The sequence below is a fragment of the Psychromonas sp. Urea-02u-13 genome, assembly GCF_002835995.1.
Taxonomy (GTDB): Bacteria; Pseudomonadota; Gammaproteobacteria; order Enterobacterales; family Psychromonadaceae; genus Psychromonas.
This window is the reverse complement of the sequence record NZ_PJBZ01000041.1, coordinates 119,121-133,414: the sequence shown is the minus strand read 5'-3', so window position 1 is coordinate 133,414 and position 14,294 is coordinate 119,121. Positions and strand designations below refer to the sequence as shown.

Annotated in this window: 17 protein-coding genes and 1 pseudogene; 15 read left to right on the top strand and 3 right to left on the bottom strand. The window is 39.5% G+C overall.

All coding sequences use genetic code 11. The features are described from left to right. Positions 1-51 precede the first annotated feature (51 nt). Entirely contained in the window at positions 52-966 is a 915-nt protein-coding gene (locus CXF74_RS04325; RefSeq protein WP_101081171.1) for a hypothetical protein, read from the top strand. A gap of 56 nt (positions 967-1,022) precedes the next feature. Next, the gene (locus CXF74_RS04320; RefSeq protein WP_101081170.1) at positions 1,023-2,216 is read left to right on the top strand and encodes a DEAD/DEAH box helicase; all 1,194 of its coding nucleotides are present in this window, start codon (positions 1,023-1,025) and stop codon (positions 2,214-2,216) included. 179 nt (positions 2,217-2,395) lie between these two features. On the opposite strand, the gene cobO is transcribed toward CXF74_RS04320, so the two are convergent. Together cobO and CXF74_RS04310 are read right to left on the bottom strand one after the other, a co-directional pair. Continuing rightward, entirely contained in the window at positions 2,396-3,070 is a 675-nt protein-coding gene (gene cobO, locus CXF74_RS04315) for a cob(I)yrinic acid a,c-diamide adenosyltransferase (protein ID WP_101081169.1), read from the bottom strand. A gap of 49 nt (positions 3,071-3,119) precedes the next feature. Continuing rightward, positions 3,120-4,334: a pyridoxal phosphate-dependent aminotransferase gene (locus CXF74_RS04310; protein WP_101081168.1), complete on the bottom strand. Its 1,215-nt coding sequence runs from the start codon at positions 4,332-4,334 to the stop codon at positions 3,120-3,122. Positions 4,335-4,485: 151 nt separating this feature from the next. Between CXF74_RS04310 and CXF74_RS04305 the strand changes: the two genes are divergently transcribed. The 6 genes from CXF74_RS04305 to CXF74_RS22790 all read left to right on the top strand — a co-directional run bounded on the left by CXF74_RS04305 (position 4,486) and on the right by CXF74_RS22790 (position 10,422). Further along, positions 4,486-5,412 carry a LysR family transcriptional regulator gene (locus CXF74_RS04305; protein ID WP_101081167.1) on the top strand — a complete coding sequence of 309 codons (927 nt, stop codon included), beginning with the start codon at positions 4,486-4,488 and terminating at the stop codon, positions 5,410-5,412. 143 nt (positions 5,413-5,555) lie between these two features. After that, on the top strand, positions 5,556-6,803 hold the full coding sequence (gene moeA / locus CXF74_RS04300; protein ID WP_101081166.1) for a molybdopterin molybdotransferase MoeA: 1,248 nt from the start codon (positions 5,556-5,558) through the stop codon (positions 6,801-6,803). A 99-nt stretch (positions 6,804-6,902) separates the two neighbouring features. Further along, positions 6,903-7,952, top strand: coding sequence for a 3-deoxy-7-phosphoheptulonate synthase AroG (aroG, locus tag CXF74_RS04295; RefSeq protein WP_101081165.1), 1,050 nt, complete (start codon positions 6,903-6,905; stop codon positions 7,950-7,952). Between the two features lie 102 nt (positions 7,953-8,054). Continuing rightward, positions 8,055-9,452 carry a cobyric acid synthase gene (locus tag CXF74_RS04290; protein ID WP_232772435.1) on the top strand — a complete coding sequence of 466 codons (1,398 nt, stop codon included), beginning with the start codon at positions 8,055-8,057 and terminating at the stop codon, positions 9,450-9,452. Next, a complete protein-coding gene (locus CXF74_RS22795) occupies positions 9,449-9,964 on the top strand; it encodes a Solitary outer membrane autotransporter beta-barrel domain (protein ID WP_101081164.1) in 516 nt (171 codons plus the stop codon). The genes CXF74_RS04290 and CXF74_RS22795 overlap by 4 nt, the downstream gene beginning before the upstream one ends. 5 nt (positions 9,965-9,969) lie before the next feature. Continuing rightward, on the top strand, positions 9,970-10,422 hold the full coding sequence (locus CXF74_RS22790; RefSeq protein ID WP_101081163.1) for a Solitary outer membrane autotransporter beta-barrel domain: 453 nt from the start codon (positions 9,970-9,972) through the stop codon (positions 10,420-10,422). Positions 10,423-10,481: 59 nt separating this feature from the next. On the opposite strand, the gene pdxH is transcribed toward CXF74_RS22790, so the two are convergent. Further along, positions 10,482-11,135: a pyridoxamine 5'-phosphate oxidase gene (gene pdxH / locus CXF74_RS04275; protein ID WP_101081162.1), complete on the bottom strand. Its 654-nt coding sequence runs from the start codon at positions 11,133-11,135 to the stop codon at positions 10,482-10,484. Between the two features lie 79 nt (positions 11,136-11,214). Between pdxH and CXF74_RS04270 the strand changes: the two genes are divergently transcribed. The 7 genes and pseudogenes from CXF74_RS04270 (at position 11,215) to CXF74_RS04240 (ending at position 14,243) form a co-directional block, all read left to right on the top strand. Beyond that, positions 11,215-11,757, top strand: a complete 543-nt coding sequence (locus CXF74_RS04270) for an elongation factor P hydroxylase (protein WP_101081161.1) — start codon at positions 11,215-11,217, stop codon at positions 11,755-11,757. Positions 11,758-11,772: 15 nt separating this feature from the next. Further along, complete coding sequence (locus CXF74_RS04265; protein ID WP_101081160.1) at positions 11,773-12,237, top strand: low molecular weight protein-tyrosine-phosphatase; 465 nt, start codon at positions 11,773-11,775, stop codon at positions 12,235-12,237. Positions 12,238-12,250: 13 nt separating this feature from the next. Next, positions 12,251-12,667, top strand: a complete 417-nt coding sequence (locus tag CXF74_RS04260; RefSeq protein WP_198552780.1) for a thioesterase family protein — start codon at positions 12,251-12,253, stop codon at positions 12,665-12,667. A 97-nt stretch (positions 12,668-12,764) separates the two neighbouring features. Further along, positions 12,765-13,055 (top strand): PilZ domain-containing protein, encoded by a 291-nt coding sequence (locus tag CXF74_RS04255; protein ID WP_101081158.1) that lies wholly within the window; start codon positions 12,765-12,767, stop codon positions 13,053-13,055. A gap of 428 nt (positions 13,056-13,483) precedes the next feature. Beyond that, on the top strand, positions 13,484-13,762 hold the full coding sequence (locus CXF74_RS04250; RefSeq protein WP_101081157.1) for a hypothetical protein: 279 nt from the start codon (positions 13,484-13,486) through the stop codon (positions 13,760-13,762). Positions 13,763-13,830: 68 nt separating this feature from the next. Further along, positions 13,831-14,028 (top strand): CPXCG motif-containing cysteine-rich protein, encoded by a 198-nt coding sequence (locus tag CXF74_RS04245; protein WP_101081156.1) that lies wholly within the window; start codon positions 13,831-13,833, stop codon positions 14,026-14,028. A 57-nt stretch (positions 14,029-14,085) separates the two neighbouring features. Then, positions 14,086-14,243: pseudogene (locus CXF74_RS04240) on the top strand (YqaE/Pmp3 family membrane protein). Positions 14,244-14,294: the final 51 nt, after the last annotated feature.

The following is a 14,294-nucleotide window of genomic DNA, read 5'->3' as shown; positions in this document are numbered from 1 at the left end:
TTAACAACTGACGAAGAGCCGCCGATAACAGGATTAATGTGGGAGATTTTTATGGATATAACAAATTTAAACACTATCGCAATAAATTCATTTCAACCGCTTTTGCTGGATTCCTTTAATCCGAAGATGAATTCTGAGATAAATGAAACTGACATAACAGCCAACAACCCTCAGTTAAGCTTAAGCAGTGAGCAATGGATAATGAAACTACTTATTGAGAAAATGACAGGTAAACGTATTTCTCTCTCTAATCCATTGAGTGACAAAGAAAGTAATACATTAAATAGGGACGTAAAAAATGGACTCGTTATTGCTGTACATGGTCAAGTTGAAACCTTGCAAATGGACAAAATAAGCAGTGACTTTGTTATCACGACTAATTTCCCGCTTCTCCCCCCCGGTAATTCAGCCTCCGCTAGGTCAGTAAGCAATCGCTCAACAACAGATCAGTTATCACTATCTGTACAAAGTGGAGAGCAACAGGGAAAGTTAGTGGATCCTCTGGTTATTAATCTTGGTCGTGATTTCGCCGATTTAGAGAGTGCACGATTTTATTTTGATCTCAATGCAGATGGGCAAAAAGAGTGGGTTCCACGGCTTGCCGCAGGCTCTTCGTTTTTAGCGTTAGATGAGAATAGCAACCAAGAAATAGACGATGGAAATGAACTATTTGGCCCACAAAGTGGTGATGGTTTTGCCGATTTAGCACACTATGATGATAATAAAGATGGAAAAATAGACAAACAAGATGCTGTTTTTACTCAGTTAAAAGTTTGGCGCCCCGATGGACAGTTAATTGGCCTTGCAGATGTTGGTGTCGATTCCATTTCTTTGTTTAGTCGTTTAGATGAGAAAACCTTTCATAATGAACAAGGTAAGTTATTAGGTATCGCCCAGAAAACGGGGGAATTTACACGTAGCAATGGCCAAATGGGCACAGTACAACATATTGATATGGTAATTTGAAATGATGGTATACTACTTCGCTTGACACTAATCACACTAATAAACAGAGATTCAAAATGCCATTTTCTAAACTTGGATTAAGCGCGCCAATTCTAAAAGCGATTGAAGAGCAAGGTTATACAAAACCAACTGCAATCCAAGCAAAAGCAATTCCTATTATTTGTAACGGCAAAGACATCATTGCAGCCGCTGAAACAGGTACGGGTAAAACTGCGAGTTTTGTTCTACCTATTTTACAGCACTTACAAGATGCACCAGAAGTACGTGCTAAGCGTATTCGCGCACTTATTTTGACACCAACACGTGAGCTTGCGATTCAGGTTGAAGCCAACGTTCAGTTATATGCAAAACACTTAAACTTAAACTCGCTAGCGATGTACGGCGGTGTTGACGATGAGCCACAAAAAGCGGCGTTAATCGCAGGTGTGGATATCTTAGTTGCAACGCCAGGTCGTTTGCTAGATATGTATACACAACGTGCTATCCATTTTGATGAAGTGGAAATCTTAGTATTAGATGAAGCCGATCGCATGTTAGATATGGGCTTTATTGCAGATATCAATAAGATTGTTGAGCGTTTACCGGAAGAGCGCCAAAACCTTCTTTTCTCAGCAACGATTTCACAGCAGGTACGTTTTTTAGCAAAAACGATTCTTGAGGACGCGTCTGAAATCACCATTAAATCGAAAAAAGACAAACCAAAAATTAATCAGTGGTTGATTCCTGTTGATAAAGATCAAAAGTCAGCGTTATTAAGCCAATTGATGCAAGAAAACGAATGGCCTCAAGCATTGATATTTATTGAAACAAAACGTGGTGCTGCTAAATTAGTTAGCCAACTTGAAAAACGTGGTATTAAAGCAGAAGCATTCCACAGTGGCAGAAGCCAGGCGATACGTGAACAACTGCTGGCAGACTTTAAAGCGGGTAAATTACAATACTTGATTTCTACTGCTGTTGCAGCCCGTGGTCTTGATATTGATAATATGGATTTAGTGCTTAACTACGACTTGCCTGATCAAGCTGATGATTATGTGCATCGTATTGGTCGTACGGGTCGAGCTGGCGCAAGTGGTGAAGCGATCTCATTTGTATCTCGTGATGATTTCAGAAGTTTATGTTACATCGAGAAACGTATCGGTATTATGATTCCACGTAAAAATGTTAAAGGCTTCGAACCGCGTGCTGAGATTCCTAAATCAGATTTAAATTGGAAACCTAAAAGCCCACAGGCGAAAGGCAGAAGATAGTTTAATGATGGGGCAGGGTTTTTACGCTTTGCCTTATTTAGGCTGAGAAGCGTTTAATTAGTCCGAGTAGGATTTTCTAGCATTTAAAAAGCCTTCGTGATTTATTTTACGAAGGCTTTTTTATGAAGGTGCTTTTTAATAAAGCACCTTATTCAATCCAAAGGAAAAGCGTTTAGCTTTTACCAATCGATTCCTTTCTGAGCTTTAACACCTGCCTGAAAAGCATGTTTTAGCGGTTGTACTTCACTAACCGTATCTGCTAACTCAATTAAAGAACGATGACATGCACGACCCGTTACAATAACGTGTTGCATTGGCGGACGATTTTTAATCGCGCTAATCACTTCTTCTAAATCAATGTATTTGTAAGTCACCATATAGGTTAATTCATCAAGCATAACCACATCAACACTTTCATCGGCCAGTAAGCGTTGGCTTTCTTTCCATACTTTTTGTGCGGCTACAATATCGGTGGTTTGATCTTGTGTATTCCAGGTGAAACCCGTGCCCATAACATGGAATTCTACACCTGCTTTGGCTAATAAATTACGTTCACCACAAGCCCAAGTCCCTTTTACGTATTGCACAACGGCGGCTTTTAGATCGTGTCCTACAGCACGGGCGATAGTACCAAAGCCTGATGTAGACTTACCTTTACCGTTACCGGTAATAACGATAAATAAACCACGCTCTTCTTGAGCCGCTTCAATTTTCGCATCAATACGCTCTTTTGATTTTTGCATACGCTTTTTATGGTTTTGTTCTTTTTTTTGCTCTTTTGTCAGCGCTTCATTTTCTTGGTTAACATCTGTATCTGTTGGTTTTTCTGGTTTTTGGCTGTTATCTGATGACATTTTAGCTCCACTAAATCTTGGTAATATGTTTGTAATAAATAGGCATTATTTACTGACGGTAGCTTTCTAGGAAGTTACCAATTTTTGTAATTGCCGTTGTTAATTCATCCATACGTGGCAAACACACAATTCGGAAATGATCCGGAGCATGCCAGTTAAAGCCTGTCCCTTGTACAATCAAAATCTTCTCTTGCATCAATAAATCCATCGCAAAACGTTGATCATCTTTAATGTTGAATTTCTTCTGATCTAATTTAGGAAATAGATATAACGCGCCTTTAGGTTTAGTACAGCTGATGCCTGGAATATCATTTAATAACTTCCATGCACCTTGTGTTTGGTCGTATAAACGCCCGCCCGGTACAATAAGCTCATTAATACTTTGATAACCACCGAGTGAGGTTTGAATCGCATGTTGCATCGGCACATTGGCACATAAACGCATACTGGCGAGAATCTCTATACCCGAAATATAATCGCGTGCTTGTCGTTTTGCTCCACTGATCATCATCCAGCCTACGCGGAAACCACATACTCGATACGCTTTTGAAAGACCATCAAAAGTAACAATTAAAATATCATCTGCAAGAGTGGCTAGTGGGATATGTTTTGCATCATCGTAAACAATTTTAGAGTAGATCTCATCCGAGAAAACAATCAAGTTATGCTTGCGAGCCAGTTCAACAATCTGCTCTAATAACTCTTTTGAATAAACCGCACCCGTTGGATTGTTTGGATTGATTAACACAATACCTTTGGTTTTTGAGGTGATTTTTGACTTGATATCATCAATATCAGGAAACCAGTCCGATTGTTCATCACACACATAATGTACCGCTTTACCGCCTGAAAGGTTGGTTGCTGCTGTCCATAGCGGATAATCAGGTGCAGGGACCAGTAATTCATCACCATTATTTAACAGCGCTTGAAGGGCCATCACAATCAGTTCACTGACGCCGTTACCGATGTAAATATCATCGGTATCAAGTGATAACAATCCTTTACCTTGGTAATGTTGCATCACGGCTTTACGTGCAGAAAAGAGACCTTTACTGTCACTGTAACCTTGGCTTTGTGGCAGATTTTTAATCACGTCCATTAATACTTCTTCAGGGGCTTCAAAACCAAATGAGGCGGGGTTACCGATATTCAATTTTAAAATACGTTGACCTTCTTCTTCTAGTTTTTGAGCCTGTTTAAGTACTGGCCCACGAATGTCGTAACACACGTTATCTAATTTGAAGGATCTATTGATCGAATACATGGCAACCTCTGAAAAAGCAAAATATAAGAACAGTAAAACTACCTGATATTATGTGTACTGTGAAGTAAATAAAGGCGACATTGGCTTATTCTTACTGTTATTATTAGTTTTTTTCAAGTTATCACGAAATAAACTAATCTAAAGGCTTTTTATGATTGAAATTAAACACCTGCGTACGTTATCAACATTAAATAATACCGGGAGCTTAGTGGAAGCTGCACGACAATTGCACCTCACTCAATCGGCGCTTTCTCATCAATTAAAAGAGTTAGAAGGGCGTTTGAATTGCTCTTTGTTTATTCGTAAATCACGGCCAATTCGTTTTACTGTGGCTGGCGCGCGTTTACTCGAACTTGCCGACAGCGTATTACCTGAAATTAGTAGCGCTGAACGTGACCTCTCTCGGTTTGTTTCTGGCGATGCAGGACGTTTACACATGGCGGTTGAGTGTCACTCTTGTTTTCAATGGTTAATGCCTGCCATTGATAGCTTTCGTGATAGTTGGCCTGAAGTGGAACTTGATTTTTCCAGCGGTTTTAGTTTTCTGCCACTACCGGCTCTTAAACGCGGTAACTTAGATTTAGTGGTCACCTCTGATCCTCGTCCTATTGAGGGCATTAGTTATATTCCTCTGTTTAGCTATCAGCCGATGTTGGCATTAAGTCGTCATCATCGCTTAGCGAATAATACTTTTATTGAAGCTGAAGAACTGGCACAGGAAACCTTGATCACTTATCCCGTTGAGATTGAGCGTTTAGATATCTTCAATCAATTTCTGATACCTGCAGGTGTTTCACCAGCCAAAGTGCGCCATGCTGATATGACTCTGATGATGTTGCAGTTAGTGGCCAGTGGCCGTGGTGTTGCCGGGTTGCCTAATTGGGCGTTATATGAATACCTGAAAAAAGATTATGTTGTGGCGCGTCGATTAGGGAAAGAAGGGGTATGGAATACGCTTTATGCCGCGGTCCGTGAAGAGCAAAAAGACCTCGCTTACCTGCAGGACTTTATTAAAACAGCGATTGATAGTTGTTTTAAACATCTACGTGGTATTAAAGGTGTCGAAGAATCTGCCTGATAACTTGTTCGATAATCGGGCAATATAAGGGTAAATATCTGCCAATCTTGATCCTAAACCAGTTTTTAAGGATCTTGATTTGCAGTAAAGCGAATATGAAGTCACAATTCCTGCCTATTTAGTTAATTAGTGGGAATGATAAAATGGGTTGTTGTGATGCCAAAGGATTAATGCCCCTTGAACAAGCATTAACAAAGTTACAGACCTCAGTGAGTAATGTCTGCGAAGCAATTATATTACCGCTGTCAGAGGCGTTAGGTTTTGCTCTTGCTCAGGACATTCAATCGCCTATTAATGTACCGCCATTTAATAATTCAGCAATGGACGGTTATGCAATGCTACAAGCTGATTTGCTTGCTGCCACCGCTGAAAATCCTATTACCCTTACCTTAGTCGGAAAATCTTTTGCCGGTGATCCCTATTCGGGCTCTCTTGTGAGTGGTCAGTGCCTGCGTATTATGACCGGGGCTGTCATGCCAAGTTGCGCTGATACTGTGGTAATGCAAGAAAATACACTCGCTCAAGGTGATCAGATAAGCTTTAGCAAAACGCCGACGTTTGCCGATAATGTACGTCTAGCGGGTGAAGATTTAGTACAAGGGCAAGAAGTCTTAAAACAAGGGCATAAATTAACGCCCCGTGATATTCCGCTGATTGCATCGCTGGGTATTGCTAATATTTCTGTTTACCGAAAATTAAAAGTGGCTGTCATTTCATCGGGTGATGAGCTGAAAAACCTGGGCCAACCTTTGGCTGAAGGTGATATTTACGACAGTAACCGTTATAGCATTATTGCGTTGTTATCACGTTTGAATGTTGATGTGATTGATTTTGGTATTATCCGAGATGATTTACCTGCAATCAGAGAAGCGATTCAATCAGCAGATCAACAAGCAGATGTGGTGATCACCAGTGGAGGAGTTTCCGTTGGCGAAGCTGATTTCATAAAAGAAGTATTAAGCGAGCTCGGCGAGATTGGTTTTTGGAAACTGGCTATTAAACCCGGTAAACCCTTTGCTTTTGGTAAACTGCCAAGCAGTGTGTTTTTTGGGTTGCCAGGTAACCCTGTTTCCGCTATGGTCACTTTGTACCAGTTAGCGGTGCCAGCAATGGCAACCATGGCAGGGTTGAATGCAAAGCCTGCTATTCGTTTTAATGCAATTACAACGGATAAACTGAGAAAGGCCGCTGGGCGCACTGATTTTCAACGTGCTGTCTACAGCGTGAACCAAGAGGGGCAACTGGTTGTGAGTACAACGGGTAGCCAAGGCTCTGGTGTCTTTAGCTCGATGAGTCAATCAAACTGTTTTATCGTACTTGAGCAAGATAGAGGTAATGTAGCGTCCGGCGAAACGGTCACTATTGAACCCTACAGCGCATTAATGGACTAATAATGGTTTAAATTGTTTCACTTTGAATCGTTAATAAATATATAAAATTAAAACAATTAGATAATTGTTAAATATAAAATAAATTTTGGGAATACAAAAATGATAAAAACAGATGACGTACATATAACTGCAATTAAAGAACTTTTACCACCTATCGCTTTATTGGAAAAGTTCCCTGCAACACAAGAAATTAAAAAAACGGTTTCAGGCTCTCGTCATGCGATTAGCAAAATTTTAAGTAACAAAGATGACCGTTTATTAGTGATCATTGGTCCTTGTTCAATTCATGATACTGAAGCTGCACTTGATTACGCTGCAAAATTAGCACCGTTACGTGAAAAATATAAAGGTACTTTAGAAATCGTTATGCGTGTTTATTTTGAAAAACCACGTACAACAGTCGGTTGGAAAGGTCTTATCAACGATCCTGAATTAAACGGCACGTTTAATATCAACAAAGGTCTACGTACTGGTCGTAAATTGTTATTAGATATCAACGCAATGGGCCTACCTGCTGCGACTGAATTTTTAGACATGATCACGCCACAATATGTAGGTGACTTAATGACGTGGGGCGCAATCGGCGCACGTACGACTGAATCTCAAGTACATCGCGAATTAGCATCGGGTATCTCTTGCCCAGTTGGTTTTAAAAACGGCACTGACGGTACTATCAAAGTGGCTGTTGATGCAATTGGCGCAGCAAACGCTTCTCACCACTTTTTATCAGTGAATAAATTTGGTCACAGTGCGATTGTTGAAACTTCTGGTAACCCAGATTGTCATATCATTCTTCGTGGTGGTAAAGCGCCAAATTACAGCGCTGCTGATGTTGCTGCTATTAAGAAAGACCTTAATAAATCAGGTCTTGAAGAAACATTAATGATCGATTTCAGTCATGCAAACTCTGAGAAGAAATTCGAAAACCAAATGAAAGTTTGTACAGATGTTTGTGGTCAAATCTCAGGTGGCGATAAAGCTATCTCAGGTGTAATGGTTGAAAGTCACATCGTTGAAGGTCGTCAAGACTTAGTAGATGGTGCTGCTGCAACTTACGGTCAAAGTATTACTGATGCTTGTATTGGTTGGGCTGATACTGAAACATTACTTGCACAATTATCTGACGCTGTTGCAACACGCCGCGGTTAATAGGTAACCACTCAGATCGTTACCATTTAAGGTCTAATTGATTAGACCTTAAGGCACTGCATTAGCAGTGCTTTTTTTTATCCAAAATTCAGAGCAGGTAACATGACTCAAAAAAATAAACCGATAATGATACTAGGCTGCACCAGTGATGCAGGTAAATCGTTGGTGGTGACTGCGATTTGTCGTTTATTAGCCAACCGTGGTGTAAAGGTTGCGCCTTTTAAAGCGCAAAACATGAGTAACAATGCGGCCATTACCAGTGATGGATTAGAGATGGGGCGCGCTCAATACCTGCAAGCTATTGCTGCAAAAGTTAAACCCGATGCCATGATGAACCCCGTATTATTAAAACCCAGCGCAGATACACAAAGCCAAGTGGTCATCAATGGCAAGGCAAACAGCAAACTGAGCCAAATGCCTTGGGGGGCACGTAAAGCATTATTATGGCCAGAAGTACAAAAATCACTACACCATTTGATTGAACAATACGATCAAGTCGTGATTGAAGGCGCAGGGAGCCCTGCAGAAATAAATTTACGTGAAGGTGACATTGTTAATATGTCTGTAGCACTTGAGTGCCAGGCGGATGTTTACCTTGTTTCGGATATTGACCGTGGCGGATCATTTGCGCACTTACTGGGTACGTGGGCCTGTTTAAGTATTGAAGAGCAAAAGCTCATTAAAGGGTTTGTACTTAATAAATTCCGTGGTGATGCTGCTTTATTAGGTAATGCAATGGACTGGCTTGAAGAAAAAACAGGCATTCCAACGGTGGCAAATCTACCTTATTACCGCCATCAATTACCCGAAGAAGATAGCTTTCGTTTAGGCACAACCTGGCAACGTGGCAAAATTAATATTGGCATACTTTATTACCCTTATGCGTCAAATATGGATGAGTTTGATCCCTTGATATATCAAGATGATATTAATCTAGTGCCTATTACTAAAAATATATCACTCAGTCATTTTGATGCCCTTATTTTGCCAGGCAGTAAAAATAGTGGCGCGAGTTTAGATTTTTTAACCACCACCGGATTAGCAACAGAAATCAACACCTTTCATAAAGCGGGTAAATTGATATTAGGCATTTGTGGTGGTTTACAAATATTAGGTGAAGCTATCTTTGACCCGCTTGGTTTAGAAGGCGGTCATAAAACCGGTCTAGGGTTAATTGCATTACAAACTACGCTACAGGCAGAAAAATCGACTCAACAAACCATCATAAATTGGCAAGGTGGCATCGTAACGGGTTATGAGATTCACCACGGAGAAACAGTCACAGACAGTTCAGTGACCACTTTTATGAGTGAAAACTTAGGTTGGCAACATGACAATGTTTATACGACTTATTTGCATGGCGTGTTTGAAAATAAAGTGTTTTATAACTGGTTTATGAGAGAGGTAGGGGGCCTTGAAAATGGTCTACAATGGTCTGAGCACCTTGAAACTGAGCTAGACAGCTTAGCTATTATGTTTGAACAACACGGTTGGTTATGAGTAAAAAAACACGCCTTTTTGTAGGTTATCTAATAATAAATTTTTCGGCCATCGTTAATGCAGCCGCAACGGTTGGGGTGAAAACCCTAGAGCAAGCCTTTGCGATTAGCAGTGTTATGTCTGACAGTGATGCCTTGACCTTTGGCATCGCTGATTTCGAGATGAACTATCTTGTTGATTCTGACGACCCCAATTGGGGTAACGATAAAAGCCTCGAGTTTAAAAAAAGTATCGATATTTTAGTCTTGCCTTATTCATGGCAGTTACAAGAGATTGAATCTGACTGGACTCATAGTATTAACATGCGTGTATTTCATATTGAAGTGGCCCGAAATACAGAGCCTCTGCAAGGTTTTACCAATTTTAAGAAAGAACAAGTTTTTGGTGGTTTTGTACAATACTCACAGCGTTATCAATTATCAAAAAATTGGTATGGTGGGTTAAGTTTTGGCGCTCATGTGATGCATTATCGTAATGAATATAATTACAGTGAAGGTTTCCGCCTGAGTTAATCGCGATGCTAGATGGTCATATTTTTAATACCTCTGCGACGGTATTGATGGCTGAACCTGTGCTTAGCTTTGGCTATCAAAAAAATCAATCGTGGGGACAGTGGACCCTACATAACAGTAATCATTATTTATACGGACAAGGCATTGGTGGCGCGGCAAAAAATATACAAGATGTGAGCCCAGAAGGGTGGCGTATCACTAATGGTTTAGAGCTTAAATTTGATGTGCCCAATATTTGGGGTATATCGGATCATATCGCCTTAGACTTTAAGCGTGTTGATATTGGTGGCGATATGTCGATATTAGCTGACAATGGTTATTATTATGAAAACAGCATTGGTTGGGTCATTGATACAAAAGGTAAAATACCCTTTTTAGATAATATTGGCATTGGTTTTAATATCAATTATGGTAGTACGATTAGTGGGGGGACTGTTGTTATTTATTATAATAAATAAGCACGTTATGATTTTCTTATTCCTTCATTAGAACAATAAGTCATAACGTGAAAATTCGATTAAGGGTTTAAGCGTGTAATATCCCAGTTGCCATCTTTTGGCTGATAAATAAAACGATCATGTAACCTGTCTGCTTTACCTTGCCAAAACTCGATTCTTTCAGGAATAACACGGTAACCACCCCAAAATTCAGGTAATGGAATCTCTTTGCCTTTAAATTTATCTTCAAACATTTTTACACGTTCAACTAAAATATTACGATCTTCAAGTAATTCACTTTGATGTGAAGCCCACGCGCCAATTTGACTACCACGGCCACGGCTATGGAAATAATCAGCAGACTCTTGCTCACTAATGCGTTCAATACGGCCTTCAATACGCACTTGGCGTTGTAACATGTTCCAGTGGAACAATAAGGCAGCAAACGGATTCGCTTCTAACTCTTCAGCTTTACGGCTGTTGTAATTAGTAAAAAATACAAAGCCTTTTTCATCCACTTCTTTGAGTAATACCATGCGAGAAGAAGGGCGTCCTGCTGTCGTGCTGCTAGAAACTGACATTGACTCAGGTAAAATGATGCCACTCTTTTCAGCTTCTTTTAACCAGGCTTTGAAAAAGGCAATCGGATCATCTGTTGCTTGTAATGCACGGTTTTCGATTAATAAACCTTGGCCAAGCGTAAATGCACAACGAATTTTGCTCAAAAATGACATGAGATCTTCTTCTATAAATTAAATGAGGGTAAGTGTATAATTTAGCGAAAATATTACCACTTTTAATCGGACAAACACATTGTCAAACGCATTTAATTACCAAGATTTAATTCAAATTTTTGAAAGTACTTTTTTAAGTGATTTTAATACCCAACTTGTATGTGGCACTGATGAGCCTATCTACTTACCGGCCGATAACGATGTTAGCTATCATCGTATTATTTTTGCCCATGGCTTTTATTCCAGCGCCTTACATGAAGTGGCACATTGGTTAGTGGCCGGTGAAAAACGTCGTTTATTAGAAGATTACGGTTATTGGTATGAGCCCGATGGACGCAGTGCAGCGCAACAAACTGAATTTGAAAAAGTTGAAATCGTGCCGCAAGCGATTGAGTGGGCCGTTGCATTAAGCTGCGGTTTTAAGTTTGATGTGAGTGCGGATAACCTCAGTGGTATCGAAATTGACCGATTAGCTTTTAAACATAAAGTATATCAGCAAGTACTGAGCTATTTGGACAATGGCTTTTCGCTACGTACAACGCAGTTAATCAATGCCTGTGGCGCATTTTATAAAACCGCGCCGTTAACAAAATCGATGTTTGATTATGTGGGTATGGAATAGTCTAGGAATGAAAGCATGAAAAAGATATTAGTGGTTTGTTTAGGTAATATTTGTCGCTCTCCGACGGCTGAAGCGGTGTTACGTGCGACGGCGAACAAGATGAATGTCGAAATAGAAATTGATTCCGCAGGCACCATTAATCACCACCAAGGTAATGCGCCTGACTCACGTTCGATGGCGGCCGGGGAGGCACGTGGTTATAGTTTTAAAGGTATTACTTCTCGCCAGGTACAAGCTGCTGACTTTGAATACTTTGATCTTATTTTAGCTGCTGACAAGCGTAATATCGATGATCTCAATGCGATGTGTCCCACGCATTTACACTATAAAATCGCATTGTTTTTAAGTTACGCAGAGAGCAATTTAAGTGAAATCCCTGATCCTTATTATGGTGGAGAAGCGGGATTTGAGTTGGTGCTCGATTTATTAGAAGATGCGTCGACACATTTATTAAACAGTATTAATAGCCAGTCATTATAATTAGCCAAGAGAGATAACCGTGAGCCCTAAAATTTTCCATCATCCGGTACAAATATACTACGAAGATACCGATCACTCTGGCGTGGTTTACCATCCCAATTTTTTGAAGTACTTTGAACGCGCACGTGAACATGTCATCGATAGTGATCGCCTAGATAAACTGTGGCGAGAAAAAGGCCTGGGTTTTGCTGTTTATAAAGCTAACATGACCTTTCAAGATGGTGTTGAATTTGCAGAGGTTTGCGATATTCGCACTAGCTTTAAACTAGATGGAAAATATAAAACATTATGGCGCCAAGAAGTCTGGCGACCGGGTGCTAAAAAAGCGGCTGTTATTGGTGATATTGAGATGGTTTGTCTTGATAAAGAGAAACGTTTACAGCCTTTGCCTGAAGAGATCTTTTCATACTTACTGAAAAATAATGTTTAAGCTCTCAAACTGTTTAAAAAAAGGTCAAATAAACTTGCACGATTGATCCGTTTAATCCATTTTAAAGAGATACAATATTAATTGGATTGGAGAGATTATGTTTTTTGCACCAGATGATAAACGCTCATTTCAACGTATGGAATTAGAGTTACCGATTGAGATCACTAAAGGCACTGTTGCAGTAAAAGGCATCTGTAAAGATTTAAGCAGTACGGGTATGTTAATTACATTTAGTGATACTCGCTTGCACGCCGGTGATGAAGTGCATATTAAACTCGATACTTCTGATGAGCGTTTCCCGCCACTAGATGCGGATGCCACACTGTTACGTGTTGATGAGCAGGAAATTGGTTTCAGTGCGGCGGTGAATTTCATTACCCTGAAATAATAATCTGAAATAATAATCTGAAATAATAATCTGAAATAATAATCTGAAATAATAATCTGAAATAATAATCTGAAATAATAATCTGAAATAATAATCTGAAATAATACGCTAGGTTAATTTTATATTTGAACGTTTAAAAAGGCCTGATGCCGATATTCTATCGGAGTCAGGCCTTTCCATTTTATCTTCATGCTCTCGCCAACCATTTTGTACTTTTTATCTGCAGTCACAAAGCAGATCCCATATCGACTGCTTATCTTGAACACTAACGTATTGATAATAAGTTTATTTGTTGTAATGTATGGTTTCGTTTTTAAGGGTAAGCATCAGCATTACTTTTAAACACATCTATTATAAATCTCTCAACGACTATGGTTCATTTAGAACTCATTTTATGAGCTACTTAACATAGTGCTATAAGGCAACATATGGACAGCTTATCCCTCTTTATTAAAAATGCGCCTGCGCCACAACTCTTTACCTTTGCTGCCGCTATCGCAGTATGGATTATTGGCGGGTACTTTTTAAAAAAGACATTACTGAAAAGATTAGCGTCTCAAAATGGCGTATTAAATGAAAACGTTCAACTTGAAGATATTAAATTTGAAGATATTCAGAAAAAAGAGTGGCGCATTTTTGCCATGCTTGCGTTTGCCTTTGTTGGTTTAGTATTACTCGCATTTTATATACCTGATTTATTGTCATAGTATAAGTATTTTACTATTTAGCCTTTAGTGTAGAGCGTTATTATTAGATAAGGCAGGAGGTTTTTACATTGAATCAATTAGCAGAGAAATCCGTCGATTGCCCTTACTGTGGTGAAACGATTGAGGTACTTATTGATAGTGCCGATGTGGATCAACAGTATATTGAAGATTGCCAAGTTTGCTGTAAACCTATTACTTTTTTAGTGACAGAAAGCGAGCAGGGCGAAGTCGTGGTACGTGTTTACAGTGAAGATGACGCGTATTAATACAGCATTATTTTCACATAATGCCCCTCTATTTTTAATCCAAAAGAGAGTCGAAAAATGAACAACGTTATCTTAATTATTTTAGCAATATTATTGCCACCGGTTGCCGTATTTCTTAAAGTGGTGTAGGTAAAGATCTTATTATTAACATCGTACTGTGTTTAGTATTTTGGTTCCCGGGTGTTATTCACGCGGTGTGGGTTTCAACTAAATAAAGATGTTCAGTTAGTTTATTAATGGATTGTTTTTTAACCCATTAATAGACG